The sequence below is a fragment of the Haloferula sp. A504 genome (genome assembly GCF_044385805.1).
Classification (GTDB): domain Bacteria; phylum Verrucomicrobiota; class Verrucomicrobiia; order Verrucomicrobiales; family Akkermansiaceae; genus Haloferula.
Genome location: NZ_JBISBU010000033.1, coordinates 1 through 26,809 on the forward strand (window position 1 = coordinate 1; position 26,809 = coordinate 26,809).

A 26,809-nucleotide genomic window follows, 5' to 3' on the forward strand; every position below is an offset into this window, starting at 1 on the left:
TTATTTCCAGAGGAGTCCAGGGTCCCGTAGCTGAGCGTGGGAGCGTCGACCGTCATGGTCGATGCTACCCAAGTCCCACTGAGCCCAGTCCCGGAAGCGTTGTCGGCAAGCGTCGAATCGCTGTCTGCAAAGGGTTCGTAGATCAGGGCGTCCGCGGAAGCCGGGCCGGTGCCGAACACGGCAAGACCCGAGATGAGGAAGAGAAATCGAGGGATGTACATGGCGTTCAGATGACTCTTTCGATGGAGCGCATGCATGATCCGTCACCTGGACCCCGCTCGCCTAGAAAACTCTCTCCAGCGACCATCCCTGATCCGGGGTGGTCCGTCCAGGTGCCCGTTTCCCGGATTCCATCCGCCGTCAGGCAGCCGACCGGCGCACTCAAGCCTTTGTTTTTCAATCGATAATCCAAAATCCGGAGAGGCTGCTTCCGGCAGATGGCAGGACATTCATCATTGATTTCCCGCGCCCGCGGATCGACGCAAATTCCGAATTCCGAAGGTCGGTGAGGGGTTCGATCGCACGTGGAACAAGATAAGCCGACCCATCACGCCCTGTATTGGCCACCATGCGCGCACATCTGTTTCGCCTCACCTTGATCGGCGCGGTTCTCGCGTCCCTGCTTCCCGGCCAAGCTGAGGAAGCCACGCAGGCCGACGTGGTGGTGTATGGTTCCACCCCCGGAGGATTCTGCGCGGCGATCGGCGCGGCCCGTGAGGGTGCCTCGGTCATTCTGCTGGAACCGACCCAGCATGTGGGCGGGATGAACACCGGCGGGCTGAGCTTCAGCGACTCGAACCAGATGTGCCGCGGGACCCTGATGGGCCTGTTTCACGAATGGCATCTGCGCATCCAGCAGGACTACGAAAGCCGCGGCATTGAGTTGCCCTACGACGTGCGGGTGAAGGACCAGAGCGAGTGGTCGTACGAACCGCACGTGGCCAGTCGCGTGACGTTGGCGATGCTGGACGAAGCCGGCGTCCGCTTGCTCACCGGGCGATATCTCCAATCGGTCGAGAAGAGCGGGCCACGAATCACGCGTCTGGTCACCAAACAGGGTAGTTTCAAGGCCAGGGTCTTCATCGATGGCTCATACGAGGGCGACCTGATGGCGGCAGCGGGCGTGAGCTGGCGGATCGGGCGCGAGGGCCGTGGGGAATTCGGCGAGACACTGGCCGGAAAGCAATACACCAAGCGGGTGATGGAGATCGACGGTTTCGATGCCAATGGCCAGCCGCTGCCGCTGATCACCCACACCGGGGACGGCGAGCCGGAGGCCGGCGACCAGACGATCATGACCTACAGCTTCCGGCTTTCCCTCACCAAAGAGCCCGCCAACCGGGTCGAGATTCCCCAACCCGCGAACTACGACCCGGCCCGCTTCGAGGTGATCCGGCGCTACGTCCGTGCGCTGGTGGAAAAGATGGGCGAAAAGCGGGGGCAGAAGACCGCTGAGAAAGCGGTCCGTTTCGACAGCTACAAGGTGCCCAACAAGAAGTACGATGGAAACAACGCGATCGGCGCGCAGTTCTCGCTGGGCCTGGTCGGCGGCAACGCGGGATGGGCCGAGGCGGACGAGGCGGGTCGTGCGGCGATCTTCGAGGCGCACAAGGAGTACACGCTCGAATTCCTCCACTTCCTCAGAACCGATCCCGTCTTCAGCGCCCAGAGCCGCAAAGCCCAGCAAAAATGGGGCTTGTGCAAGGACGAGTTCGTCGACTCCGGCCATTTCCCGCCGCAGCTCTACGTGCGGGAAAGCCGCCGCCTCGAAGGCCTCCACATGATCTCCGAAAAGGACATCCTCAAGGAACCCACCAAACCCGACGCGATCGCGATCTCGTCCTTTCCCATCGACTCCCACGACTGCCGCCGCATCGCCCGCAAGGACGGGACGGTGGTCAACGAGGGCACCATCTTCCCGGTGATCCAGAAGAAGGACGTGCGGCAGGGCTATCCCTACCACGTCCCCTACCGCTCGATCCTGCCCAAGCCCGCGGAGTGCGACAACCTGCTGGTGCCGGTGGCGCTGTCCTCAACCCATGTCGCGATGTCGTCGCTGCGCATCGAGGGGGCGTGGATGGTCATCGGCCAAAGTTCGGGGATTGCCGCGGCCCTGGCTGCCAGGAGCGGCATCGCTGTTCAGGATCTTTCTTATGACAAACTCAAGCCCCGCCTGCTGGCCCAGAAGCAGGTGCTCGAACTTCCGGACGATGTCGTCCCGTGGACCCCGGGAAAATGACGCCGACATTCGATCCTTCCTCCAAACCCTCCCGCTCATTCCACTGCTCAGAAAATGAAACGCCAACCGTCTGCTTCTTTCACCTCGCGGGGCTCGACCCTGGTGTGGCTCACGAAAGTCCTCTGCGTGTTGGGTCTATGCGCTGAGGCGACCACCGGCAGGGATGCCGCGAAGGTCACCCTGGGAGGCGAAGTCGGCAAGGCGGCCGCCGCCGCATCCGCACGATTCCAGAGCGCGCCCTTCGATTCGCTGCCCTGGCTGCGGGCCGACCTCACCGGCGAGAAGGTTTCGGAGTTTGACGACGTTTACCGCCATCCGCTGTGCCGCCCTTACAAGCAATACTCCGGCGACATCTCCGGCCGTTTCCTCGAAATCATGGCGCTGAACTCGACGGGCGACCCTGCCGTGCATCCCGCCTTCAAGGACCTTTTGGCCGAGGTGCCGGAACATCAACGGCCCGGTGGCTACTTTTGCGCCTCGGGGGAGATCGATTGGCAGCAACCGCTCGACGCCAAGGACAAGGACTCGCCCGCCATGAAGGTGGTCCTGCCCGCCTTGTGGGGGAATGCCCGCATGCTCTGCGGTCTGGTCGAGGTGATGCGCGCCTTTCCCGAGGAGGCGGCCACGGCCCGGAGCGCCGTGAAACTTGGCGACTTCTACCTCTCCGTCCTGCCGCGCTTCACAAATCCAGAGCGCATGAAGGAATACGAACGTAGCGGCTCGTATGCGGCCGGCTATGTCACCTGCTGGTTCCCGGTCATGGAGGGCCTGGTGCGGCTGAGCCGGACGACGGGTGAAGCGAAGTATCTCGAAGGGGCCAAAACGATCGCCGAATTCTACCAGCGCTTCGACACCATCCCGATCGATCACGCGCACGGCATGCTGTGCTGCCAGGTCGCGCTGCTGGATCTCTACGAGGAAACCCACGACGCCTCGTACCTCGACCGGGTCGAGAAGCGCTGGGAAGAGTTGGTGCGGGACGGCTACATCAACCCGGCCGGCGGCATCCTCGAAAAATGCCGGGTCTCGTACAAACGCCGACTCTGCGACGAAGGTTGTGCGCTCGCCGACTGGCTGCGTCTGAATCTGGCGCTGGGACGGATCACCGGCAAGACGCGCTACTGGGCGATGGCCGAGCGCACGCTGCAGAACCATTATCTCCAGAACCAGTCTTCGCAGGGCGGTTTCGGCCATCGCGGCGCGCTTGCCGACGACGAAGGCGTGACCGGCCTGGGAAAGAGCAATCTCGAATCGACCTGGTGCTGCACCTACCACGGCGAATTGGGCTTCATCGAGTTGCGTCGGCACCTGCTCATGCGGGCCGACGAGGTGCTGACGGTGCCACTGGTGCTCGATTTCACGGTCGAGGATCCGTCCGGCACCGTGACTTCCGTCCTGAAGGACGGCCCCGAACCCGGGACGGTCATCCGCCAGCGCCTGTCGCTCACCGGCCAGCCCTCCAGGGTTTTGCGGGTTCGTCTGCCGCATTGGGCCGACGGCGTGACCGCCCGTTCCGGTGGGGGCGAAGCGGTGGCCCTGGAAATCCGCGACGGCTGGTGCACCACCACCCGCCCCGTGTCCGAGATCGAGTTCGATTATCTCGGCGGGCTCTATGGGGAAGACCGCCGCTGCAAGCGCTTGCCGGGCGGACCGGAACCCGGCAAACCTTTCGTCATCGGCTACGGGCCCCGGCTGCTGGCCTTCAAGGGAAAGGCCGCTCCGCGTCCCGCCTGGCCGACGACGCTTGAAGAGCTCGCCAGCCAGGGCATCACACCGCTCTCACCCGTGCATCACAAGAAAGACTGCAGCTACGTCATGCCTGCCGATGAATCGGCGCCATGACTGCCGGAAAACCGGGGCGTTCCTGAACTCGTGTTTCATTCCACTGGAGACCGCCGACCGATTCCGACAAACTGTCAGGAATTTCCCGGCTGGTTTTGCGGCACCGCGCCCTCGGTCGCAAACAGGAAGAACTCCCGAACCATCGGTGCCGCGGCCTCGCGGGGAGGAGGCATGTGGCCACGCCCGGGCCAAGTGTGGGTGCGGACGTTGAAACCGCGCTCCTTGAGCTGTGCGGCGAAATTCTTCATCCACTCGATGCGGCTGTAGGGGGCCGTGCCGTTGAAGGCTTTCTGCCTGTCATTATCCCCGCAGGTCAGGAAGAAGGGAATGTCCTTGGCCTTGTCGTTGATCTCACCCCAGCCCTCGACTCCTGACCAGGATCCGGCCGAGTGGGCCGAGACGCCGACCACCAGTTCGGGGTGCTTGAAGGCGAAGCGGTGGACGAATTGCGCCCCTCCCGAAAACCCGTGCAGGAACATCTTGTCGTGGACCTTGTGGCGCTCCTTGATCCACTCGAAGCGTGTGATCAGCTCCTTGCAGGCGGCATCATCTGCCATGTGATAGCCCTCTTCGAACTTCGGCACCAAAACGATCACCTTGTCGGTTGGCACGTATCCGTAACCCAGCAATTTGTTGCCGTTCTTCGCACTGGGTCCCCCGACGCCATGCGCATCGACCACGACCCAGCGTTTGGCGTCCATCAAGTCGGGTTCGGGCACGATGATCTGCCCCCCGGTGAAGTCCTTGCCGTTGAAATAGATGGATTCCTTGGCGAGCCGCTTGCCGGCATGGGCCGGAGGAGCCGCAAGCAAGAATGCCGCGAAGGCGGCGATGAGGATGAAAAAGTGGTTTCGTTTCATGGCTATTGGGAAAGATGATTCGGGTTGAAGGTGACGCCTTTCAGGCGGACCACGATCGGATTCGGCCAGGTCTTGTCGTTGTAGATCCGCTGGGCGCGGACGACCGAGATTTCGAGCCCTTCGTCGGTCTGGCGCAGTCGGGCGGCGGCATCCGCATCCGGCTGGTATTCAACGGTCTTGCCGCTCTGGCCGAGCACCGAGATTGCGGCCCCGGGCCCCGCCTCCAGCGACTTCAGGGTGAACTCGCGCCGCTCGCCGAGCGCCCAATGGGTGTCACCCTGGGGGACGAACACATAGACCGTCGACGGATCGTCCTTGTCGCGGGTGAACCACAGCTCGCCTTCCCTGGCGACCGGAGCCGGACGAATGTCGTGGATGGCTTCGCGGTTGATGAACATCCACAGGGCCAGTTCGCGGAACGTGCGTTCCTGCTCGAAGGGGATGCGCCCGCTGGGCTCGGGCCCCATGTTGATCAGCAGGTTGCCGCCCTTGGCGCGGACGTCGATGAGCATCTCGATAAGCTTCCCGCCGGACTTGTAATCCTCGTTGGTCGGCTTGAACTGCCACTGGGTCCCGAGGGTGAAGCAGGACTCCCACGGGCCAGGCAGCGGGGCATCGGGGATCTTCTGCTCGGGGGTCTTCATCTCGCCGCGGGTGACCAGGCAGTCGGGCTGCAACTGATGGATCAGGTCGCGGATGGCGGCATGGTCGTAGGAATCGAGGAAGGCGACGTCGATCTTGCCGTAGGCCCCGCCGAAGAGCTCGCGGATCTGGGCTTCATCGTGGGCCAGCAGCTTGGGATTGTTGGAGATGTGGGAATAGGTGTCCTTGCGCCGGACCTCGTGGCCCTGGCGGTGGAGAAAGAGGAAATCCTCCGGGGAAAAGTAGAGCCCGACCTTGAGCCCATGGCGGCGGCAGGCCTCGACGTAGGGTTTGATGAGGTCCTTGCCATAGGGCGTATTGGCGACCGAAAAATCGGTCGTTTTCGTCGGCCACAGGCAGAAACCGTTGTGATGCTTGGCGGTCAGCACCATGTATTTCGCACCGGCCAACCTGGCCAGCTTGGCCCAGGCGTCCGGATCGTATTCCTGCGGGTTGAAGTATTTCGGCAACTCCTCGATGTAGCGCTCGAGGTAGTCCTGCGAGGCGCCGACCATGCCATGGGAGATCACGCTGCCGAGTTCCACATCCACGCTCCAGTGGATGAACATGCCTAATCCCCAGTCCATGAATTCCTGCTCAAGGGCCGGATCGTTCCGGAATTCCCCGAGCGGTTGGGGCGGGACGGCTCTGAGATTGCCGATGAGGCCAATCCATACGAGCCACATGGCAGAGAATCCAATCTTCATCGCTGGCCAGTGGGTTCAATTGCTTCCTGAAGGCTCCTCTCAGGCTGATTGGGCCTCCCGAATTTTCAAAGGCCAATAACTCTCGACGTCTCCCCCCCATCTGGGGTGGTCTTGTCGCGATGCAGGAATTCAGGGTGCGCAACGCTGCCGAGCAGGTGGCGGATCATCTTCGGAAGAAGATGAGCCGCGGCACGTGGGGAGAATGGCTGCCCGGAAGCGCCCGGCTGGCCGAGGAACTCGGCGTGGGAAACAGCACCATCGAGACCGCGCTCGGTCTTCTCGAGCGACAGGGACTGCTGGAGTCACAGGGAGCAGGCCGCCGACGTAAAATCGTTCTTGTTCCTGGACAGAACCCTCCCTCACTTCGGATCCGGGTGCTTCTCTATCAGCGGTCCGACGAACAACTCCACTACACCATCGACCTGGTTCACCGGCTGCGCGAAGCCGGACACGAAGTCACCTTCGCAAGTCATACCCTGACCGATCTGCGGATGGACGTCGAACGGGTGAGGAGGCTGGTTCAGAAAACGTCCGCCGACGCGTGGGTCGTCGGGAGTGGACCGCGGCCCGTTCTGGAATGGTTTTCCAAGCGACCCGAACCCACATTCTCCCTTCTGGGGCGCCGGGCCAACCTGCCGATCGCCGGAGCGGGCCCCGACAAGGCCCACGTGGTCCGCCATCTGGTGCAACGGCTGGTGGGGCTGGGACACCGGCGAATCGTGCTTCTGGCCCGTGAGGAGCGCCGCAAACCGCAACCCGGGAGGGGCGAGAGGCGGTTTCTCTCTCTTCTCAACGAGGCGGGAATCCCCACCGGCCCCTACAACCTGCCGGATTGGGACGAGTCACCGGGGAGTCTCCAGAAGCTCCTCGACTCACTTTTCGCCCACACCCCTCCGACCGCCCTGGTCGTCGAGGAAATGGCACTTTGTCTGGCCACCCTTCAGCACCTGGCCAATCGCGGGATCGTCTCGCCCCGCCAAGTCTCGGTTGTCTGCGACGATCCCGATCCGGCCTTCGAGTGGTATCAGCCATCCATCAGCCACATTCACTGGGACGCCCGCCCCTTGGTCCGGCGAACCGTGAAGTGGGCAGACAACGTGGCCCGGGGAAAAGACGACCGGCGTCAGACCGCCATCAAGGCAAGATTCGTCGAGGGAGGCACCATCGGCCCGGCACCCTGAGTCGAGCTGCTTCGGCAGCCTCGACATTCCTGTCGAGCATCCAACGGACTCAGCGTGCAGATCGACAGGAATGTCGATTTCCCGGAACCCCTACTCCTCCAGCTCGAAATCCTTCGGGGCACGGACGATTCGGTCGACGGCGTGTTTGGTGATGATGTTGCCGCGGCTGCCGCGGCCCTTGATCGCCTGCTCGCCGAAATGGAACGGACGGCTCAGGTTGCGAAGCCGCAGCGCGGGCTTGATGTGCACGACCAGCATCTGGTCGTTGCTCGCCTCCTCCGTTTCGTGCACGGCAAAATAGAAGATCCGCGTGCCCTTCTTGCCGGGCGTGAGATCGTAGTCCTTGTCGCGGGTCACGCCGCCGACGCGGAAGCGCTTGGCCAGGAGGGGGCCGTCGCGGCCGTCGCGGTAGATCATCGAGTAGATCAGATCCTCCTCCTTGCGGAAGACGGCCACGTGGACCGGACGCTGACCGACGAACACCTTCTCCGCCACCTTCACCACCTTCATCGTGCCGTCGGCGGTGAAGGCGATGATGTCGTCGATGGTCGAGCACTTCTCGACCGGCTTCTCCTTCTTGAGTCCGTAGCCGGCGAAGCCGCCCTTTTCGTCGAGGTAGAGCGTCTCGGTCGCGGCCACCACCTGTGTGCGATCGACCCGCTCGAACGACGCGATCTCGGTCTTCCGCTCGCGTCCCTTGCCGTAGCGCTTCTGGAGGTCCTTGAACCAGCGGATCGTGAACTTCGTCAGTTGCCCGAGGTTCTTCTCGGTTTCGGCGATCGCCTCCTCGAGCTTGTTGATCTCCTCGTCGGCCTTGAAGGAGTCGTATTTCGAGATCCGCTTGATCCTGATCTCGGTGAGCCGGACGATGTCGTCCTCGGTGACCTCGCGCTTGAGCAGTTTCTTGAACGGCTTGAGACCGTCGTCGATGGCCTTGATCACCGCCTCCCAGGTCTCGCATTCCTCGATGTCGCGGTAGATGCGGTTCTCGATGAAGATCTTCTCCAGCGAGCTGAAGTGCCACTTCTCGTTGAGTTCGGCGAGGCGGATCTTGAGTTCCTGCTCGAGCAGGTCGCGGGTCTGGAAGGCGCTCGCCTTGAGAATCTCCGAGACCCCCATGAACTTCGGCTTGCCCTCGGTGATGACGCAGCCGTTGGGCGAGATGCCCATCTCGCAGTCGGTGAAGGCGAACAGCGCATCGCGGGTCGTTTCGGCATCGGACCCGCTCGGCAGATAGACGAGAATGTCGGCGTGCTCGGCGGTGTTGTCCTCGATCTTGGAAATCTTGATCTTCCCCTTGTCACCGGCGGCGACAATGGAGTCCATCAGTGCGCCGGTGGTCGTGCCGAAGGGGATCTCGGTGATGCGCAGCAGGTTCTTCTTCTCGACCGAAATCCGTGCCCGCACCCGCACCTTGCCACCGCGAAGACCGTCGCGGTAGTCGCTGGCATCCATGATGCCGCCGGTCGGAAAGTCCGGCAGCAACTCGAAGCTCTGCTTGCGCAGCGCCGCGATGCATCCGTCGATGATCTCGTTGAAGTTGTGCGGCAGCATCTTGCACGCGAGGCCGACGGCGATGCCCTCGACCCCCTGGGCGAGCAGCACCGGGAACTTCGAAGGCAGCGTGATCGGTTCCTTGTTGCGCCCGTCGTAGCTCGGCGTCCAGGCGGTCGTCTTCGGATTGAAGAGCACCTCGAGCGCGAACTTGGTCAGCCGGGCCTCGATGTAACGCGGGGCGGCGGCCCCGTCCCCGGTCAGCGTGTTGCCCCAGTTTCCCTGGGTATCGATGAGCAGGTCCTTCTGGCCGAGATTCACCGTCGCATCGCCGATCGCCGCATCGCCGTGCGGGTGGTACTTCATCGTGTTACCGATGAGATTGGCGACCTTGTTGTAGCGACCGTCGTCCAATTCCTTCATCGAGTGAAGAATCCGGCGCTGGACGGGTTTCAACCCATCACCGAGGTGCGGCACCGCACGCTCGAGAATCACGTATGAGGCGTAATCGAGGAAATAGTCCGAATACATCTCGCCGAGCGAGACGTGCTGGTCGGGATCTGGGGTCATCCGTTGGCCCGATGCTTAAGCTTTGCGAAGCACTGGGCAAGAGGCTTTTCTCCCCGTGGCGGCGGATTTCATCCGCCAGGCCCGGATTTCATCTTCTCACCAGCCACACCTTCTTGATTGGATCGTGCCTCCGGGAATGCTGCCATGCGGCCCGCCCGATGCTCCGCCTCCTCCCACTGCTGCTCGTCATCCCGGTCCTTGCCGAGGATCCGGAACTCCCGCCGTGGCCGGAGGACGGCCCCGCCGAGATCACCCCGGCTCGGGAATGGCCCGAACTCGACCCCGAGTCGCGGCCGTGGCTGCGCTGGCGCTGGCCCGCCAGCGGCGAACTGCCTGCCGATGCGGAGGCCGTCCTGAAGGCCGTCGCCGCCGCGGGCTTTGGTGGCGTGGAGGTGGTTCCCGAGGGTCCCGACCCCGCAATGCTGTGGCCGGATCCCGCGTGGATCGAGCGCTGCCGCCTGGCGGCGGAAACCTGCGCGAAGCTTGGCATGGGATTCGACCTGGCGACCCAGCGCGGCGCCATTCCCGAGACCCCCAACGACGAGGGCCGCGAGACTTCCCTCCACCCGGTCATCACCACCGTCGCCGCCGGACCGGTGGACATCGCCTTGCCCGAGGGCACCATCGACTGCCTCGGTGCCTGGCCACGCCAGGGGGCCCCGATCGACCTCTCCGACTTCGTCGATCTCGAGGCCGGCCGGCTCATCTGGGAAGCCCCGCCCGGGACCTGGAGGATCTTCGGCGCGATCCATCAAACGGCGGGCCGTCACCTCGACCCGTTCTCTCCGGCGGCGGCCATCGACCGGCTGGACCGCCTCGACGAGGCCTTCCTCGCCGCCGCTGCCCCGCTGCCCCGCGCCCGCACCCTGGAACGCACCCGGTCCACCGGTGCCGACTGGTCGCGGGAACTGGTCCCGGCCTTTCGAAGGCTCCGTGGCTACGACCTGCGCGAGGAACTCCCGGCCCTCTTCGGCGACGCGACGGCCGGCACGGTCGAGCGGCTGTTTTCGGACTACCGGGAAACCCTCGACGACCTGCGCTACGAGACCCTGCTCGCCTGGCACGAGCACACCCGCGACCGGGGCTCGCTCACCCGCAGCCTCCTCGCCGGTGGCCCGGGTCATCCACTCGACGTGCACGCGGTTGCCGACATCCCGGGCACGCTCATCGAAATCAATAACGGTCAACTGCCGCCGGTGACGGCGAAATTTGCCGCCTCGGCGGCCCATCTCACCTACAAGCCCATCGTCCAGGGCAGCTTCCGCACCGACCAACTCCTCACCCCCGCCCTGCTCAAGCGCACGGCGGACCACCTGTGGCTGGCCGGAGCCAACCAACTCATCCTCGACGGCCGGGGCACGGGCGGAATCCGGGCACCGCTCGACCCGGGCACCGGACTGTGGCGTCACCTCCCGGCCTTCACCGCCTACGTCGATCGCTGCCAGAGCGTGCTGCAGACCGGAGCGCCCGACCCCGACCTGCTGCTCTACTTTCCGGCGCACGATTTCCACGTCGAGCGCGACGGACTTCCCGACGAGCCCGTCGCCCGCAGCCGCTGGCTCGAGCCGACGGGCTTCCATCGCGCAGCCACCGACTTCGACCGGGGCGGCGTCGACTACGACATCGTGAGCGACCGCCTCCTCCGGCAGGCCGTCGTGGCCGATGGCAGGATCATCCTCGGCGGACTCACCTACACCGGGATCGTGCTGCCGGAAGTACGACGTTTGCCGGAGACGACCGCCACCAAGCTTCTCGACCTTGCCCGGGCCGGCGCCAGGATCGGCATCCTCGGCGAATGGCCGCGCGACGTGCCCGGACTCCCCTCGCCCGACATCCGCCGCGGCACGCTGGTCAGCGCCATCCAGGCCATGCCGGATGCCTCCGTCGCCGAGGGCAGCGACGCCGTCGAGCTTGCGGAACGGCTCGGCGTCACGCCCGAGCCGATGACCCGCGAGGGACTGCACTTCGTCCGCCGCAGCCATGCCGACGGCCACCACTACTTCGTCGTCCACACCGGCGACCGCCCCATCGACGAATGGATCCCGCTCGCCAGGCCTGCCGCCTCCATCCGCCTGCTCGACCCCCGCTTCCCCGAGCGTTCGGGCTTCACCGAGGTCCGGCAAAAGGATGGCGTCGCCTCGGTGCGCCTCCAACTCGACCCCGGCGAGTCCCGCATCCTCCGCACCTACCGCGAGCCCCAAATCGCCGACGCCGTGTGGAAGGAGTTCGTCGCCGATCGCGACCCGCTGCCCATCGCCGGCACCTGGAACATCGACTTTCTCGAGGGCGGCCCGGTCCGGCCGGACTCCGTCGCCAGCCCGGTCCTGGGATCATGGAAAACCCTGGCCGATCCGGCGGTGGCCTCCTTCACCGGCGTCGCCCGCTACACCATCGAGTTCGAGTTGCCCGACCCGGGCGAAGGCCACTGGCAGCTCGACCTCGGCGGGGTCGCGCACAGCGCCGAGATCCACCTCAACGGCCTTCCCGCCGGGATTGCCTTTGCCCCGCCCCACCGCTTCGACGTCGGCCCGATGCTCAAGGCCGGCACCAACACCCTCAGCATCCGGGTCGCCAACCTGCTCGCCCCCGGCCATCCCGAGCTACCCGCCGGACTTCTCGGCCCGGTCCGGCTGATTCCCCTGGTCGAAACCGCCGCGGTTCCGGCGGCGCCGCCCGAATAGCTCACGCCGCGCGACAGGCGGCCAGCAGTTCATCGACCAGCGGATTGGGAAACCGGCGACTGGGGGTGATCGCGTAGAAGGCCTCGCGGATGTCGGCGAAGCGGTGGTGGATCTTGAGCAAGCCCCGCTCCAGTTCGCCGCGCACCACCACCGGCGGCACCAGCGCCAGTCCGGCACCCTCGCGGGCGAGCAGACGCAGCATGGCCATGTCGTCCACCTCGGCCGCGATCACCGGACGAATCCCCGCCCGCTCCAGCTCCAGATCGAAGGCACCGCGCACGGCACTGTCGGTCGTCGGCAACAGCAGCGGCTCCCTGCCCAGATCCTCGGGAAAACGGAAGCGCTTCCTCCCCCGCCACTTGCGGCCGACCAGGGCGACCGGCTGTTCTTCCAGCAGATGGCTGTACCAGGGGGTCTCCGCGTCGCGCCGGACCGCGAGGTTGGAGAACACCACGTCGAGGGTATGCGCGCGCAGTTGGCGCAACAACTCGCTGAGACTCCCCGAGCGCAGCACCAGCTCGACGTCGTCCCGTCCGGCAAAGGGCCGCAGGCACTGGAGCTGGAAGTTCCGCGAGAGGGTCGCGACCGATCCCACCCTGAGCATCCGCCTCCGGGCCGTGGTCTGATGACCCAGTGTCGCGACCAGTTCGTCGCCCGCCTGGAAGATCGATTCGGCGTAGTCGAGCGCAATGGTCCCGGCCTCGGTGAGCACCAACGACTTCTTTTCCCGATGGAAAAGCGGCTGCCCGAGGCTCTCCTCGAGTTGGCGGAGCTGCACACTGATCGATGACTGCGACACCCCGAGCCGGGCCGCCGCACCGGTCAGCGTGCCCTCGTTCGCAATCGCCCGGAAGTAGCGCAGGTGGTGGTAGTTGAGAAATCCCATCGTTCGTTTTTTAAGAACGATATTCTTTAAATCCACTAATGGAAAGAACAAACGAATTTGTGTTCACCTGTCGCGGATCGAGGAGGCAACGGCCTTCCCGATCTGAAATCTGAAATCAACCATCTGAAATTCATGGAATCCCTGACCACCGTCCTGAACCCCGGCGTCCTGTTCTTCATCCTGGGCTTCGTCGCCGTGCTGCTGAAGTCCAACCTCACGATCCCCGAATCGGTGGTCCGCTTCCTCAGCCTCTACCTGATGCTCTCGATCGGCTTCAAGGGCGGCATCAGCCTCTACCATTCGCCGCTCTTCGGCGACGGGATGATCATCATCGGCATCATCATCGCGATGAGCGCCCTGGTGCCCTTCTACTCCTTCCTGCTGCTCAAGAAGCGCCTCGGCGTGGCCGACGCCTGCGGCATCGGCGCGACCTACGGCTCGAACAGCACGCTGACCTACATCACTGCCGCCGGCTTCCTGACCTCCATCGGCCAGAGCTACGAGGGCTACATGACCGTCGCCCTGGTGGTGATGGAGACCCCGGCCATCATCATTGCGGTGCTCATGGCGCAGTTCGCCATGAAAACCAAGTCGACGAAGTCCACCCGGACGGTGATCCGCGAGTCGCTCACCGACGGCACCCTGCTGGTGCTGGTCGGCAGCATGGCCATCGGCTACCTGCTCACCGCGCTCGGCACCGAGACCTCGCCCCTGGCGACCTTCATCGGGGGCGACATGTTCACCGGCATGCTGGTCTTCTTCCTGCTCTACATGGGCACGGTGGTCGGGCGGAAGTTCCGCGAGCTCGACCACTTCCCGCCGCTGCTGGTGGCCTTCGCCATCATCGCGCCGATCGTCAACGGCATGATCGCCATCGGTCTGTGCAAGGTCTTCGGCTTCCAGCACGGCGACGCCCTGCTGCTCACCATCCTGTGTGCCTCGTCCTCCTACATCGTCGCCCCGGCCATCCTCAAGGACACCCTGCCCGACGCCAACCCCGCGAAATTCCTCACCATGAGCATGGGGATCACCTTCCCCCTGAACATCGTGGTCGGGATCCCGGTTTACTGGTGGATCATCGAGCGCTGGGTCTGAGCGGCAATCCCGGCTGGCCAGCCCGGAGAATGGGGGTAGGTTCCCGCATGCTTCGCTTCCTGGCTGTCATCCTCCTGCTGACCTGCGCCGTGTCCACGGCGCAGGTCAGAATCCTGACCATCGGCGACAGCATTACAGATGAATACGGAGCGATCTCTAGCCTCGACAACATTTTCACCGTTGGCAGCGTCTATCCCGAGCCGGATCCTCCCTCGAACAACCCACGCGCGTTCAATTGGCCGGAGCTACTCGAGCTGAGAAGATCTGCCGAGGCGGATTTTGGAGTGTTCGGAATGTGGACGAGGCTATGGAACATTTTCAATCCGGGAGACACGCGCTACGAAGGTTACCAATACAACTTCGCACTCGTGGCCATGACCACCGAGGACTGGGTAAATATTCTTAATGGCAAGACCTCTGGCTTTGTCTACCCGGGTCTGTTTGCAAACACTGGTAGCAACCTACTGGCCTCCCTTGGGTCCGTCGATGTCGCCGTCATCCTCCTCGGCGGCAACGATCTGAAGGGAGCCTACGACAACATCATCACCACCCCGCCACCCAATCCTTTCCTGAGTGAGGTCCACGACCGAATTGAGACTATCCACACCCGGATTCGGACTCAGGCACCAAACTTACCAATTGTGGTTGCCACCGTCCCCGATGTCGGTGCGACACCGGACGTGTTCAATTCCCGCACCAGCCCGGACATCGCGGCGGCCCGCGCCGCGATCGCGCTCATAAACCAAGACATCGTGAGCACCTTTTCCACGAAATCCAAGACCACGGTGGCCAGGGTCGACAACCTGACCAGTGAAATCCTTGACATCAAACTAGGCTTGGTTCCCGGACCCTACGACCTCAATGGCACCGAGTTTGTGAGCGACGCGGGCGATCCCTACAACCCGCCCGATCACCTTTTTTGCAAGGACGGCTTCCACCCCCACACCGTCGGTCAGTTACTCATCGCCAACGAAGTCATCGCGGCGATCAATCAGATCGCTGCGGCTGATCCGGATTTCCCCGGTACCATCACGCCCTTCAGCAATCGGGAGATCCTCGACATCCTTCTGCTCGATCCCGACCAACCCTACCTCGATTGGATCGCGGGCTTCGGGGTGACCACCGATGGTCCCGATGACGACCCCGACCGGGACGGGCTGCCGAACCTCGTCGAGATGATCCTCGGCACCCCGCCGAACACCTTTTCGACGCCCTTCACCGGATCGTGGCCCGGCGGCGTTTCGTGGACGCCGGCCGACGAGCGATACGCCGCACTCAGCGCCGAGGAGTCGCCGGATCTCGGCGATTGGACCCCGGTTCCCGAGGCACGGATCTCGATCAACGGCGCGCAGCGGACCGTCACGCCTCCCGGCGGCGAGGACCGGTACTTCCTGCGCTTCCGCGCGGCCCCCCGGCCCTGAAAACAAAAAAGGGCCGCGCTTGCGCGCGAACCCTTTTCTGGGTGTCATGAAACCGGGGCCTCTACTCCCGGCGACAGCGGAAGAGTGCGCGATTTCCGCCATCCTGTCATGTCGCCATAAATAGGGACAGGGACCGCCGATCTCCGAATCGGCATCGGAGCCTACCGGACACAGCCACGCCGGATGCCGATTCGGAGATCGGCGGTCCTCACGAAAGATCCAGCAAGCCCCGGCGAATTGCCTCGCTGACGGCGGCGGGAAGGCTGCGCACGTGCAGCTTGTCGAAGCTCCGGCGGATGTACTCGGTCACCGAGTGGGTGCTGAGCTTCAGCGAGTCGGCGATCTCCTGGCGGGTCAGGCCCTTCGCCGAAAGTTGCAGCACCTCGCACTCTCGATCCGAGAGCGTCTCGGCACCGGCGATCGGGCTGAGCTTGCGGAAGCTCGAAAGAATCATGCCCGCGATCTTCGGATCGAGCGGCGTCCCACCGGCGAGCACCTCCTCGAGGGTCTCGATCAGGCGCGTCGCACTGCCGGCCTTCACCAGGTAGCCGTGGGCACCGGCCTCGAGGGCCGCAAAGACCTTCTCCTTGTCGGTGAAGGCGGTCAGCACCAGCACCTGGCAGCGGGGCATGATCTCGCGGACCTGCTTGATGCCCTCGATGCCGCTCATTCCCGGGAGGCCGAGGTCCGAAAGCACCACGTCGGCCTGGAGACCGCCGCGCATCGCTTCCAGCGCATCCTCCATGGTCGAGAAATCGCCCACGCACTCGTAACCGCGGTCCTCGAGGACCATCGATACCGATTCGCGGAAGTCCGCGTGGTCCTCCACCAGGATCACCTGCGTCGGCCTCTCGGCCCCATTATCGTCCTTCGCCACGGTCGGATCATGCACCTTGCGCCGCCTTCGAGGCAATCCCCGCGTTGCTTCGTTTGGACTTTCGCAGCGGGATCGCAAGGTGCAAGGCGGTGCCATCACCATCCTTGCTCTCGACGCCAAACTCCGCCCGCAACGCCTCCGCCCGCTGGCGCAACGCCCTCAGGGTCGCCGGACGTTCCCGCTTGGCCTCCGGGATGCCCACCCCATCATCCGTGATCAGTAGCGCGAAGACTCCGTCGCCCTCATCGGCATGGATCGTCACGGTCTTCGCCTCCGAATGCCGCAGGATGTTGTGCAGGGCCTCGCGGAAATAGAGGAACAGGTGCCGGTTCTGCTCGTCGGAAAGCTCCGTCTGCCACGCCGCCTCGTTGGCCGTGAATTTCCACTCGAGACGCTCGAGCATGATCGACGCGGTCTCGCGGAGATGCTCGACGGTCCCGATCCGTGCCCCGCCCTGCGGTCGCAGCAGCCACACGATGTCGCGCACGGCGCTCACCGTTTCCGCCGCGATGCGCTGGATGCGGCTCAGCTCCTTCGACGGCCCGGTCCGCCCCTCGGCCAGATCCGCGAACATCTGGATGCTGCCGAGATTGCTGCCGACCTCGTCGTGCAGGTCCCCGGCGATCCGCTCGCGCACCGCCCGCAGTTGCTGGCGCTCCCGGATGCGGTAGCGCAGCGGCAGGACGACCAGCGCCACGCCACCCACGCCGCCCAGCAACCCGAGCACCCAGAAGACCGCCCGGCGCCAGTCGGCAATGATCCGGCCGGCTTCGCGCCGCAGTTCGTGGCGCTCGGTCTCGAGGGCCAGCCGCCGGTCGATCGCCGCCAGCCATTCCTGCGTCGGCACCAGTTTCCCGTCGGGCCCGTAGCCGTCACACAAACTCACCGTGCTCCAGAAGCGGGCACCGGAGGCGATCACGTTTCCCATCCCGTCGGGCGAGCGCACCCGCGCCCCCAGCGCCACGTTCTCGGGGCCGTTCCACAACTCGACCTCGCTCATCGCGAAAAACGCCGGGTAGCTCTCGAAAGGCTTCCACAAGCGGGTCGCCTCGATGCGCACGAAGCGCCCGGAAAGCTCACCCAGTTTCACCTCCACGGGATTGTGACCGGGATTGCGCATGGAAACCTCCAGCTTCGAGCCGTTCGTTTCGAAATCGTCCCGCTGCTCGCCGACCTTGACCTTGAAGGTCTGGGGAAATCCGAAGCCGCTCGGCAGATCCGAAGTCGGGCGCCGCGCGGGGATCAGCCTCAGGCGGTCGAAGCGCCGCACCTCGCTCAGGTCGAGCTCGAGCCAGGTCACCTCGTCGGCCCGCTCGCGCCCCCGTGAAAGCCAGCCGATGTTCCGGTGTTCCCCCGCCGGCATTTCCGGAAGGCCCAGCGGCGTCTGACGGTCGACCAGAAACTCCGGCGCCCACTGCCACGGCGCCGCCGAATTCTGGCCGCCCGGATTGCCGACCCTTGTCCCGGCCGCCAGATCGACGCCCCTGGAAAAAACGAACGCTTCCGACCAGGCGTGGGCAAATCGATCGCCATCGCCCGGCAGTTGTTGGGCGACGATCCTCAGGCCGGCCGCCTTGACCGGCGGTGAAAGCCGGAAGACGAAGGGATGACCGCCGCGCACCGGATGGCTCCAGGTGTCGGTCACCTCCGCCACCGTGGTCACGACCTCACCCTGCGCATCCGTCAACTCGACCCGGAAGTCGTCCGGCAGACCATACTGCCGGTTCAGTCCGTCGATCTCGTAGCGGCGCGCCGGCACCAGCGCGACAAAGTCGACCGGTGCGGGCTCGCCCCACTCGACCACCATGGGAAACTCGCCCCGCGGCTCGGGATGCAGGCTGGCAAATCCCCCCGACCCTCCCTGATCGTCGCGCGGCAAAACCGGCAACCCGACCAGATCCGCATCGATCCGCGCCAACTCCTGGTCGATCGCATCGAGCCTGCCGCCGAACTTCCGCGCCAGGTCCTCGCCCCAATCCGCCGCCCCGGCGCTCGCCCCGGAAACCAGCAGCGCCACCACGCCTCGAACCATTGCCCGCGTCATCGTGTCCGCAGCCTAAGCAGGAAAAGGCCCGCTCCGGGAGAGCGGATTTCGACACCCCATCAAGCGGTGGCCGGCTCCGGCATCCTTCCCATCTCCAATATTTAGGATTTCCAAACTACCGGCTTCGTGGTTTTTCTAGGCGGCGCATGGAGGACCGCGACGATTCCCAGCCCACCCCCACCCGCCACCGGTGGATCGCCGTGGCCGGCATGGTGGTGCTCGCGGTCGTGCTGGCCATCCTGCTGCAGCCCGCCTTCAAGGCACCGCTGGTGTTCGACGACCTGATCTCGCTCAAGCAGATCGAGACCTTCGACTCGGTGGCGGATGCACTCGGCAGCGACGTGTTCTCGCTCTTCCGCCCGGTGAAGAACGTCTTCTTCTACTTGATGGAACAGGCCGGCGCCTCCGCCGTGGCCTACCACTGGGTGACACTCGCCGCTTACCTCGTCGCCACCCTCGGCGTCTTCGCCCTGGCCCGGCGCCTCACCGGCAGCCCGCTGTGGGCGCTGGCCGCCGCCGCCATCTGGTCGCTCTCGGCCGCCCACGTGAGCACCGCGATCTGGCCCAGCGCCCTGAACATCTCGGTCGCCGCCGCCTCGATGGCCTTCGGCCTGACCCTGTGGGACCGCTGGCGTGGCGAATCCGGGCGTCTGCCCGACGGCATCGGCTTCTTCCTGCTGCTGGCGCTCGGCCTCTGCTCCTACGAAACCGCGGTCGCGACGGCCCCGCTGGCGGTGATGTTCGACCTCTATCGCGGACGCCGCCTCTTCGCCAGATCCAGCATCGCCCGTTACGCCGGGATCGCGGTGGTCGTGATCGCCTGGCTGCTGATCCGGCACCAGAGCGGGTCGTCCACCGCCCGCCTCAACAACCCGTCCTTCACCACCGAAATCGAGAACTGGCAGATCGCCGCCTCGGCCCCCTATTTCCTGTGGACCCACTTCCTGATGTGGCTCGCTCCGTGGGGCCGGCTCGAATTCCTCGGCAGCTACCTGTGGGACCGGTCGATTCCGGCGATCATCATCCCCTTCTGCTGGCTCATGCTCATCGGCATCGGCGTGCTCTGCATCCGCTTCTGGAAACCAGGCAACCTCTTCGTCCTCGGCCTCGCCTGGTTCTTCCTCGCCGCCTTTCCCTCGGGAAATTTCGTCCCGCTCGGCAACACCCCCTACGCCGACTACTACGTGCCCATCCCCGCGATCGGCCTGACCCTCGCCACGGTCGCGATTCTCCGCAGCCTCCTCCGCCTGTCGCGCAAGGCCGACATCGAACCCTCGGCGAAACGCTTCGCCCTCGTCCTGCTGGCGCTTGTCGTCACGGCCCGGGCCGCCAATCTGGTCGAACTCCGCGTCTGGGCCAGCGCCTGGACGGTCCCCGTGGAAATGATGGCGCGCACCGCCGCCGCCCGTCCCCATCAGTACCTCGCCAAAATGGTCGTCGCGCAGGTGATGGTCGATCACGGCCGACCGGACCTGGCCGAGCCCTTCGCCCGCAAGGCCATCGAGGACACGGAGGGCATTTCGACCCCCTATGTGGTCCTCGGCCGGGTCCACTACGAGCGGGAGGAATTCGAAGAGGCCATGGCGATGCTCCAGGCCGCGCGGGAAAAGCGGCACATCGACCCCGAGAGCCCGCAGTCGATCAACTACTATCTGGGCAAGATGATCGGCCGCGATCCCGCGCGCACCGAGGAGGCCTTCGCCCACCTCCTCGAAGTCCTGCGCCGTCCCAGCTCGGATTTCCATCTTCGGGCGATCCTTGCCGCCGCCGAGATGTACGGGAACGCCGGCGACTCCGAGAAACAGCGCCATCAACTCACCCGCGGCCTCGATTTCCACCCCGAGAATCCCCAACTGCTCGCCGCCCTCGAGGCCCTCGGGGAAGGCCCGGAAGATGAGTGAGGAAACGGACAACCTCCCCCTCTGCGTCGATCTCGACGGCACCTTCATCCGCTCGGACCTGTTGATCGAAGGTGTGCTCCGCCTGCTGCGCCATCGGCCCCTCGATGCCTGGCGGCTGCCGATCTGGCTTGCAAAGGGCAAACAACACCTGAAGGGCCGCCTCGCCCGGGCGGTCGATCCCCCGAAGACCCCGCCCCCGGTGAACCGGGAGGTCCTCGCGTGGCTCGAGGAGGAAAAGGCGAACGGCCGGAAGATCCTGCTGGTGACCGCGTCGCACGAGGAGGCGCTCGGCCCCGTTCGGGACCTCTTCCCCTTCGACGAGATCCTGGCGTCGGACGACGAGACGAATCTCAAGGGCAGAACCAAGGCCGCCCTGCTGGTCGAGCGCTTCGGGGAGCAGGGCTTCGACTACGCCGGCGACTCCACCTCCGACCAAGCCGTCTGGGAACACGCACGGAAGGCCATCGTCGTCTATCACGACGAGTCCACGCTCACCAAGACGAAGGCCGTTTACGACGTCGAACGCTCCTTCTGCACCAACTCGACCTCGTGGCCGGACTGGGTGCGTGCGATCCGCGTCCACCAGTGGGCCAAAAATCTTCTCATCGCCCTGCCCTTCCTCGCCGGGCACCACTTTCACACCGTCTGGCAACTGGCCGGACTGGCGGCCGCCTTCCTCGCCATGAGCCTGTGCGCCTCGGGCACCTACCTGTGGAACGACCTGCTCGACCTCGAGTACGACCGCGCCCACCCCCGCAAGCGGGATCGGCTCGCGGCCTCCGGCCGGACCAGCCTGCAGCGCATTCTCATCGCCTCGACCGGCCTGGTCGCCGCGGGGCTCGTCGGCGGCTTCGTGCTCTCCCCCACCTTCGGGCTCCTGCTGCTCGGCTACATCGCGACCACGCTGTCCTACTCGCTCTACTTCAAGCGGGTTGCCATCGCCGACATCTTCCTGCTCACCTTCCTCTACCTCTCGCGGATTGTCGGCGGCATCATCATTTCCGAGGCCAAGGTCTCGTTCTGGCTCTTCGCCTTCACCTTCCTGATCTTCCTTTCCCTGGCGGCGGCCAAGCGCTGCGTCGAGCTCCGCATCACCGCCGACAGCGGCGACGGCGAAATCAAGGGCCGCGGCTACTTGCAGGACGACCTCCCGACCATCTCCGCGCTGGGAATCGCCTCGGGTGTGGCCTCCTGCATCGTCCTCTCGCTCTACTCCAACAGCGACCAGGTCACCTCGCTCTACGCCCGCCACGAGTGGTTCTGGGGCATCTGCGTCATCGCCTTCTACTGGATCACCCGGATCTGGTTCCTGACCCACCGCGGCCTCATGCACGACGACCCGGTGGTCTTCGCCCTGAAGGACCGGGGCACCTGGATCCTTGCCCTTGCCGGCCTGGCCTGTGTGCTGCTGGCCCAACCCCTGCCATCGTGAACACCACCCGCACCATGCACTCGTGGGGCCGCGTTTCACCGGTCACCACCACCGTCGACGCCCCCGCCTGGGCCGACCAGATCCGGCCCGCCCCGGGCCCGGTCCTGGCTTACGGCCTCGGTCGCTCCTACGGCGATTCCTGCCTGCTCAGCGAGGGACGCATGATCGAGACCCGCTTCCTCGACCGCATCCTCGACTTCAATCCCGGGACCGGCCTGCTGCGTGCCGAGGGTGGCATCTCGCTCGATGCGATCCTGCGCTTCTGCGTGCCGCGCGGATGGTTTCTCCCGACCACCCCGGGCACCCGGCTGGTCACGCTCGGCGGGGCGATCGCCAACGACGTCCATGGCAAGAACCACCACCGCGCCGGCTGCTTCGGCAACCATGTGCCGCGCTTCGAGCTGCTGCGCTCGGACGGCACCCGGACCTTGCTCTCCGAGGGCAACCCCCGCCACGCCGCGACGATCGGGGGTCTCGGGCTGACCGGCATCATCACCTGGGCCGAACTCCAGCTCGTGCCCATCCGCTCGGCGCAGCTCGATGTCGAACTGGTTCGCTTCAGCGGGCTCGATGAATTCCTCGAGCTGTCGAAGGACTCCGAGCGGTTCTGGGAGCACACCGTGGCGTGGATCGACTGCGCCGCCAGCGGGAGAAGCCTCGGGCGCGGGATCTTCATCCGCGGCAACTGGTCGGCCCACGGCGGACTGGATCCGCACAAGCCGCCCGGTGCCTCGGTACCGGTCGACTTCCCCAACTTCGCGCTCAACCGCTTCAGCATCACCGCCTTCAACACCCTCTACTACCGGCGCTTTTTCGGCCGCACGAATTCGCTCCAGCAGCACTACTCGCCGTTCTTCCATCCGCTCGACTCGGTCCAGGGCTGGAGCCGGATCTACGGAAAGCGCGGCTTCTTCCAGTATCAGGTGGTCACCCCCACCGGTGCCGGCGCCGAACCGATGCGCGAGATGCTCCGGATCATTGCCGAGAGCGGTCAGGGCTCCTTCCTCGCCGTCATCAAGACCTTCGGAGAGAAGGCCTCGCCGGGGATGCTGTCATTCCCCTCTCCGGGCATCACCCTGGCCCTGGACTTCGCCAACCAGGGCGAATCCACCCTCGAGCTCTTCGGGCGCCTCGACGAGGTGGCCCGCTCCTGCGACGCCCGCTTCTACCCCGCCAAGGACGCCCGGATGAGCCGGGAGGACTTTGTCCGCTCGTATCCGCGCCTCGATGAATTCCGCCCGCATGTCGATCCCGGCATGAGCTCGGATTTCTGGAAACGGATGAACGCCTGAACCCCCGCCCCGCCACCATGAGCGATTCCCCATCCTACCGCACCGCCGTTTTCGGAGCCACCTCGGCCATCGCCGGCGAGACCCTGCGCGCCCTGCTGGCGGACCGCCCCGCCGAGATCCTCCTGATCGGTCGCAATGCCGACCGCCTCGAAACCGTGGCCGCCGACCTCCGTGCCCGCGGCGCGGTGTGCGAGGTGCATGCCACCGACCTGCTCAACCCGGATGCCGGCTGGGAGTCCCTGCTTGCGGGAAAGGAATGGGACCTCTTCCTCATCGCCCACGGCTCGCTGCCCGACCAGGACGCCACCCTTGCCGACCCCCACGCCACCGGCCGCGAGATCGACATCAACCTGATCAGCCCGGTCCGCATCGCCGCGGCCTGCGCCCGCATCCTCGACAAGCAACAGAAGGGCACGCTGGCCGTCTTCGGCTCGGTCGCCGGCGACCGCGGGCGTCAGTCGAACTACCTCTACGGCGCCACCAAGGCGGCTCTCGAGACGTTCCTCGCCGGCCTGCGGCATCGCTTCGCCGACCTGCCGGCCGTCGCCATCACCCTGCTCAAGCCGGGCCTGACCGATACCCCGATGACGGCCAACATCGAAAAGGGCCCGCTTTTCTCCTCCGCCTCGAAAGTCGGCGAGGCCGCCTGGAAGGCGATCCACAAGCGCAAGTCCACCGCCTACCTGCCCGGCTGGTGGCGACTCGTCATGGGGGTCATTCGCCACCTTCCCGAGTTCGTCCTGCACAAGACGAAGCTGTAGGATCGGCACGCCGTCGCGGCCGCTTCCGGAGGCGGGGCGCCCTCGCCCCGCAACGCTTCCCGCTTGCGAACGCCAATCGGCCCGCAGGCCGGGGGCGGCCTGCCTCCAAGCGCGTGATTCGGGCTAGCCGGCTTCCGGCACCAGCCCGTGGAGTCCGTTCCAAAGCAGGCCGCCTAAGATGAAGTCGAGGGCGAACAACTGGTGCACGAGCACGATCGCCCAGAACACCCATTGGTAGGAGCCCTTTGAAATCTTGTGGCGCAGGACACGCTGACCGAGAAACGACCCGGGCCAACCTCCGAAGAGCTCAAACAGATGCAGGGTCGCCTCGGGCACCCGTGAGCTGGAGGCGATCGCATGGCGCTTGTCGAGCCACTGCAGCAGGCCGGCCAGAAACGACAGGATCCCGACGCAGAAGGCGATCCACCAGAAACTCAGGAACTCCATCAGCCCGGGAAGCGCAAGCGCCGGAAGCATCAGCAACAGCCCGAGTTCGAAGAGGTGACGCCAGCCGAGGACGCTGGGCGAAACATGCAGCACGATGTCCTGCGCACAGATTCGGCCTTGCGCATCCTGCCCCATTTCGAAGGAAACCTCATCGCCCTTCTCCGGCCACCGCGGCCGGTCCACGAAGTTGGTGATGTGCAGGAAGATCTTCTCGTCATTCGCCTCCGCGAAACCGAAAGGACTCTTGGCCTTCCAATCCACGATCACGCCCCGGTAACTGGCCTCCTTCATCAAGCGGTCTTTACGCTACTTTGGCTCACTCGATATTCAAGCGACATCCATGAACGGCCCCCCAGCCGGTCTGGGTGGTCGGTGATGGGTCGTGAGCGGGAGGAGAGCCCGTTGCCGGACTTGAACCAGCGACCGGCTGTTTACAAAACAGCTGCTCTACCAACTGAGCTAAACGGGCATTTCCCGGAGACGCGGAAAACTACCCGGTCGCACCGCGCTGACAAGTCCGAAGAATTCCGCCCTAATTCAGCAGGAGTGGCATCCAGCCATCCTTCGGCGACAGGGCCTTGGGGCTGCCGTTGACGTAAACCTTCCGCGACTCGGACGACAGGTCGATTCGGACGCCCATCCCCTCCGGCACCTCGAGATCGAGGTGCAGGACCTCGCCCTCGACCTTCCATTCGATCTCGATCGGACCTTTCACGGTCGGCACCCGGCCTTTCGCGTAGGTCAGATCGCCGAGGTTCGGTCGGATGCCCACCACCTCCCATCCGGGCTCCAGCGGGTCGGCCCCGAGCACGTAGCGGGGCAGCAGGTTCGCCGGCGCCGCGCCCCAGGCGTGGTTCCAGTCCTGGTTCGGCTTGTACTTATGATCCCAAGCCTCCCAGGTGATGGTGGTGCCGCTCTCCAGCATGTGCCGCCAACTGCGGTCGCCGTCGGCGAGGATCAGATCGAGCGCCTCATCCCCCGCCCCGTTCTCAAACAGGGCTTCCATGAAATACTGCGCCGCATAGACCGAGCAGGCCATGCCCTTGCCGACCAGATGCCGGACCACGGTCGGCACCTGCTCCTCGGGGACCAGGCCAAAGGCCAGCGGAAACATGCTGGCGTGGAAGGCCGCATGGTCGGTGCCGATGCCGTCGCGGTAGACCCCCTTCTTCATCAGAAGCTTCTCGTTGAAAACCTTCTCCACCTTGTCCGCCCGCATCCGGTATTCGCTCGCCTCGTCCATTTTTCCCACCGCGTCGGCCAGTGCCGCCATCCGCCGCAGCGCCTCGATGTGGAAGGCGTTGACCACCGTGTTGACCCTGCGGAACACGTAACCGTCGCGCTCGCCCTTCGGCCAGTCGACGATGTCGTCGCGCTTGACCTGCTTCTCGTTGCTCACGACCAGACCGTCCTTGCCGACGCGGTCCATCAGCAGCTTGCCCTTCAGCGCCTCATACCGCGGCTTCAGCCACTCGGCGTCGCCGGTGTGCATCCAGTCGGCATGCGCCATGAACACCATGTGCGGCGCCCATTCCGTCGGCCAGGTCGGATGCTCCATCAGCCGGTCGTAGGTGTCGCGCGCCATCTGCTTGTCGGGGTCGACGAAATAATGGCTGAGCTGGTTGAGGTAGGCGTCCGCTTCGTAGGGGATCCGCTCGCGGTCGCCATCGACGTAAACGCCGGCGAACGAAGTTGCCTTGATCGAGTAGCGGCAGAGTTCCCAGATCGCGTCGAGGGTCTCGTTCGAGGATTCGAACGCGGCGGCCTCGTCATCCCATCCCACCGGAAAGGCCGAGCGGCGCACGATCTGTTCGGGCTTCAACTCACCGGGCCAGCCTTCGATTTCCACCCAGCGGAAGGGCGTGATCACGCCCCATTCCTCGGGCGTCAGGATGGCCGGCGGATGGCGGTCGTCGTTGGTGCTGGTGTTCTTCTTGTCGGCCGGCGGGGCGACGATCTGCGTTCCCGCCTTCATGCTCAGCGGGACCTTGGAGTAGCGCACGGTGCCGGGTGGCTCGCGATCGATCCGTCCGTCCGCGGCGGCCTCTCCGAAATGCACGACGATCTCGGCGTCCTGCGGAGCCTTCAGTTCGAGATTGCCAAACGAGACCTTGCCGAAATCAATCCATAGATGCCCGTCCTCCAACGTGCGGATCTCCAGTGGTCTTTCCTCGACCAACCCGACCGGCGCCGCTGAAACCAGGCAGGTCACCGAGAACAGAAACACCACCGCGCTGAAGGCACCGGAACGCAGGAACAAGCAAAGATTCATCATGGACAACAAGGGTGGAAGGAGGTCCGGTCGATTCCGCACGGGTCGGCGGCATCATCCAAGCGAAAACCAAGTTCCGGGCATGCCCCAATCGGGGGAGACGCGGATCGACACCTCAGCCCGGATCACCCCTCCTATCGCTGCAAAAGCTTCGCATCTTCCCGC

The 26,809-nt window shown here is 65.0% G+C and carries 19 protein-coding genes and 1 tRNA gene; 10 read left to right on the top strand and 10 right to left on the bottom strand.

Translation table 11 applies throughout. The features are described from left to right. Positions 1-221: hypothetical protein (locus ACG2LG_RS14795; RefSeq protein ID WP_396260205.1), on the bottom strand; the 221-nt coding region annotated here is incomplete at its 3' end. A 347-nt stretch (positions 222-568) separates the two neighbouring features. Here ACG2LG_RS14795 and ACG2LG_RS14800 point away from each other — a divergent pair. Beyond that, complete coding sequence (locus tag ACG2LG_RS14800) at positions 569-2,239, top strand: FAD-dependent oxidoreductase (protein ID WP_396260207.1); 1,671 nt, start codon at positions 569-571, stop codon at positions 2,237-2,239. A gap of 54 nt (positions 2,240-2,293) precedes the next feature. Beyond that, complete coding sequence (locus ACG2LG_RS14805; RefSeq protein ID WP_396260209.1) at positions 2,294-4,081, top strand: beta-L-arabinofuranosidase domain-containing protein; 1,788 nt, start codon at positions 2,294-2,296, stop codon at positions 4,079-4,081. 74 nt (positions 4,082-4,155) lie between these two features. Here ACG2LG_RS14805 and ACG2LG_RS14810 read toward each other — a convergent pair whose 3' ends face one another. Next, positions 4,156-4,941, bottom strand: coding sequence for an alpha/beta hydrolase (locus tag ACG2LG_RS14810; protein WP_396260211.1), 786 nt, complete (start codon positions 4,939-4,941; stop codon positions 4,156-4,158). 2 nt (positions 4,942-4,943) lie between these two features. Further along, a complete protein-coding gene (locus tag ACG2LG_RS14815; protein ID WP_396260213.1) occupies positions 4,944-6,269 on the bottom strand; it encodes an alpha-L-fucosidase in 1,326 nt (441 codons plus the stop codon). 140 nt (positions 6,270-6,409) lie between these two features. On the opposite strand from ACG2LG_RS14815, the gene ACG2LG_RS14820 reads away from it, so the two are divergent. Next, positions 6,410-7,471 carry a substrate-binding domain-containing protein gene (locus tag ACG2LG_RS14820; protein WP_396260215.1) on the top strand — a complete coding sequence of 354 codons (1,062 nt, stop codon included), beginning with the start codon at positions 6,410-6,412 and terminating at the stop codon, positions 7,469-7,471. Between the two features lie 90 nt (positions 7,472-7,561). Here the strand turns inward: ACG2LG_RS14820 and ACG2LG_RS14825 are convergent, their stop codons facing one another. Further along, the gene (locus ACG2LG_RS14825; RefSeq protein ID WP_396260217.1) at positions 7,562-9,535 is read right to left on the bottom strand and encodes a DNA gyrase/topoisomerase IV subunit A; all 1,974 of its coding nucleotides are present in this window, start codon (positions 9,533-9,535) and stop codon (positions 7,562-7,564) included. Positions 9,536-9,693: 158 nt separating this feature from the next. On the opposite strand from ACG2LG_RS14825, the gene ACG2LG_RS14830 reads away from it, so the two are divergent. Continuing rightward, on the top strand, positions 9,694-12,216 hold the full coding sequence (locus ACG2LG_RS14830) for a glycosyl hydrolase (RefSeq protein WP_396260219.1): 2,523 nt from the start codon (positions 9,694-9,696) through the stop codon (positions 12,214-12,216). 1 nt (position 12,217) lies between these two features. Here ACG2LG_RS14830 and ACG2LG_RS14835 read toward each other — a convergent pair whose 3' ends face one another. Then, entirely contained in the window at positions 12,218-13,102 is an 885-nt protein-coding gene (locus tag ACG2LG_RS14835; RefSeq protein WP_396260221.1) for a LysR family transcriptional regulator, read from the bottom strand. A gap of 132 nt (positions 13,103-13,234) precedes the next feature. Between ACG2LG_RS14835 and ACG2LG_RS14840 the strand changes: the two genes are divergently transcribed. Together ACG2LG_RS14840 and ACG2LG_RS14845 are read left to right on the top strand one after the other, a co-directional pair. After that, complete coding sequence (locus ACG2LG_RS14840) at positions 13,235-14,197, top strand: sodium-dependent bicarbonate transport family permease (RefSeq protein WP_396260223.1); 963 nt, start codon at positions 13,235-13,237, stop codon at positions 14,195-14,197. Between the two features lie 47 nt (positions 14,198-14,244). Next, complete coding sequence (locus ACG2LG_RS14845; protein ID WP_396260225.1) at positions 14,245-15,618, top strand: SGNH/GDSL hydrolase family protein; 1,374 nt, start codon at positions 14,245-14,247, stop codon at positions 15,616-15,618. A 208-nt stretch (positions 15,619-15,826) separates the two neighbouring features. Here the strand turns inward: ACG2LG_RS14845 and ACG2LG_RS14850 are convergent, their stop codons facing one another. Both ACG2LG_RS14850 and ACG2LG_RS14855 read right to left on the bottom strand, forming a co-directional pair. Next, positions 15,827-16,495 (bottom strand): response regulator, encoded by a 669-nt coding sequence (locus tag ACG2LG_RS14850; protein WP_396260227.1) that lies wholly within the window; start codon positions 16,493-16,495, stop codon positions 15,827-15,829. Between the two features lie 7 nt (positions 16,496-16,502). Further along, positions 16,503-18,539, bottom strand: coding sequence for a sensor histidine kinase (locus tag ACG2LG_RS14855; protein WP_396260228.1), 2,037 nt, complete (start codon positions 18,537-18,539; stop codon positions 16,503-16,505). Between the two features lie 146 nt (positions 18,540-18,685). Between ACG2LG_RS14855 and ACG2LG_RS14860 the strand changes: the two genes are divergently transcribed. The 4 genes from ACG2LG_RS14860 to ACG2LG_RS14875 are packed head-to-tail and all read left to right on the top strand — an operon-like array spanning position 18,686 to position 23,925. After that, positions 18,686-20,440, top strand: coding sequence for a tetratricopeptide repeat protein (locus ACG2LG_RS14860; RefSeq protein ID WP_396260230.1), 1,755 nt, complete (start codon positions 18,686-18,688; stop codon positions 20,438-20,440). Beyond that, a complete protein-coding gene (locus ACG2LG_RS14865; protein WP_396260232.1) occupies positions 20,433-21,872 on the top strand; it encodes a UbiA family prenyltransferase in 1,440 nt (479 codons plus the stop codon). The genes ACG2LG_RS14860 and ACG2LG_RS14865 overlap by 8 nt, the downstream gene beginning before the upstream one ends. Further along, on the top strand, positions 21,869-23,164 hold the full coding sequence (locus tag ACG2LG_RS14870; protein WP_396260234.1) for an FAD-dependent oxidoreductase: 1,296 nt from the start codon (positions 21,869-21,871) through the stop codon (positions 23,162-23,164). The genes ACG2LG_RS14865 and ACG2LG_RS14870 overlap by 4 nt, the downstream gene beginning before the upstream one ends. A 17-nt stretch (positions 23,165-23,181) precedes the next feature. Beyond that, positions 23,182-23,925 carry an SDR family NAD(P)-dependent oxidoreductase gene (locus tag ACG2LG_RS14875; RefSeq protein ID WP_396260236.1) on the top strand — a complete coding sequence of 248 codons (744 nt, stop codon included), beginning with the start codon at positions 23,182-23,184 and terminating at the stop codon, positions 23,923-23,925. A 123-nt stretch (positions 23,926-24,048) separates the two neighbouring features. Here ACG2LG_RS14875 and ACG2LG_RS14880 read toward each other — a convergent pair whose 3' ends face one another. The 3 genes from ACG2LG_RS14880 to ACG2LG_RS14890 all read right to left on the bottom strand — a co-directional run bounded on the left by ACG2LG_RS14880 (position 24,049) and on the right by ACG2LG_RS14890 (position 26,647). Then, a complete protein-coding gene (locus ACG2LG_RS14880) occupies positions 24,049-24,663 on the bottom strand; it encodes a DUF1294 domain-containing protein (protein ID WP_396260238.1) in 615 nt (204 codons plus the stop codon). A gap of 105 nt (positions 24,664-24,768) precedes the next feature. Next, positions 24,769-24,841 (bottom strand) — tRNA-Thr (locus ACG2LG_RS14885). Between the two features lie 63 nt (positions 24,842-24,904). Then, a complete protein-coding gene (locus ACG2LG_RS14890; protein ID WP_396260240.1) occupies positions 24,905-26,647 on the bottom strand; it encodes an alpha-L-rhamnosidase C-terminal domain-containing protein in 1,743 nt (580 codons plus the stop codon). Positions 26,648-26,809: the final 162 nt, after the last annotated feature.

What these genes read in the sequence shown, in the direction of transcription:
- ACG2LG_RS14800 (WP_396260207.1), top strand. Translation starts at nt 569, where the DNA reads ATGCGCGCACATCTGTTTCGCCTCACCTTGATCGGCGCGGTTCTCGCG.
- ACG2LG_RS14805 (WP_396260209.1), top strand. Translation starts at nt 2,294, where the DNA reads ATGAAACGCCAACCGTCTGCTTCTTTCACCTCGCGGGGCTCGACCCTG.
- ACG2LG_RS14810 (WP_396260211.1), bottom strand. Translation starts at nt 4,941, where the DNA reads ATGAAACGAAACCACTTTTTCATCCTCATCGCCGCCTTCGCGGCATTC.
- ACG2LG_RS14815 (WP_396260213.1), bottom strand. Translation starts at nt 6,269, where the DNA reads ATGTGGCTCGTATGGATTGGCCTCATCGGCAATCTCAGAGCCGTCCCG.
- ACG2LG_RS14820 (WP_396260215.1), top strand. Translation starts at nt 6,410, where the DNA reads ATGCAGGAATTCAGGGTGCGCAACGCTGCCGAGCAGGTGGCGGATCAT.
- ACG2LG_RS14825 (WP_396260217.1), bottom strand. Translation starts at nt 9,535, where the DNA reads ATGACCCCAGATCCCGACCAGCACGTCTCGCTCGGCGAGATGTATTCG.
- ACG2LG_RS14830 (WP_396260219.1), top strand. Translation starts at nt 9,694, where the DNA reads ATGCTCCGCCTCCTCCCACTGCTGCTCGTCATCCCGGTCCTTGCCGAG.
- ACG2LG_RS14835 (WP_396260221.1), bottom strand. Translation starts at nt 13,102, where the DNA reads ATGGGATTTCTCAACTACCACCACCTGCGCTACTTCCGGGCGATTGCG.
- ACG2LG_RS14840 (WP_396260223.1), top strand. Translation starts at nt 13,235, where the DNA reads ATGGAATCCCTGACCACCGTCCTGAACCCCGGCGTCCTGTTCTTCATC.
- ACG2LG_RS14845 (WP_396260225.1), top strand. Translation starts at nt 14,245, where the DNA reads ATGCTTCGCTTCCTGGCTGTCATCCTCCTGCTGACCTGCGCCGTGTCC.
- ACG2LG_RS14855 (WP_396260228.1), bottom strand. Translation starts at nt 18,539, where the DNA reads ATGACGCGGGCAATGGTTCGAGGCGTGGTGGCGCTGCTGGTTTCCGGG.
- ACG2LG_RS14860 (WP_396260230.1), top strand. Translation starts at nt 18,686, where the DNA reads ATGGAGGACCGCGACGATTCCCAGCCCACCCCCACCCGCCACCGGTGG.
- ACG2LG_RS14865 (WP_396260232.1), top strand. Translation starts at nt 20,433, where the DNA reads ATGAGTGAGGAAACGGACAACCTCCCCCTCTGCGTCGATCTCGACGGC.
- ACG2LG_RS14875 (WP_396260236.1), top strand. Translation starts at nt 23,182, where the DNA reads ATGAGCGATTCCCCATCCTACCGCACCGCCGTTTTCGGAGCCACCTCG.
- ACG2LG_RS14880 (WP_396260238.1), bottom strand. Translation starts at nt 24,663, where the DNA reads ATGAAGGAGGCCAGTTACCGGGGCGTGATCGTGGATTGGAAGGCCAAG.
- ACG2LG_RS14890 (WP_396260240.1), bottom strand. Translation starts at nt 26,647, where the DNA reads ATGATGAATCTTTGCTTGTTCCTGCGTTCCGGTGCCTTCAGCGCGGTG.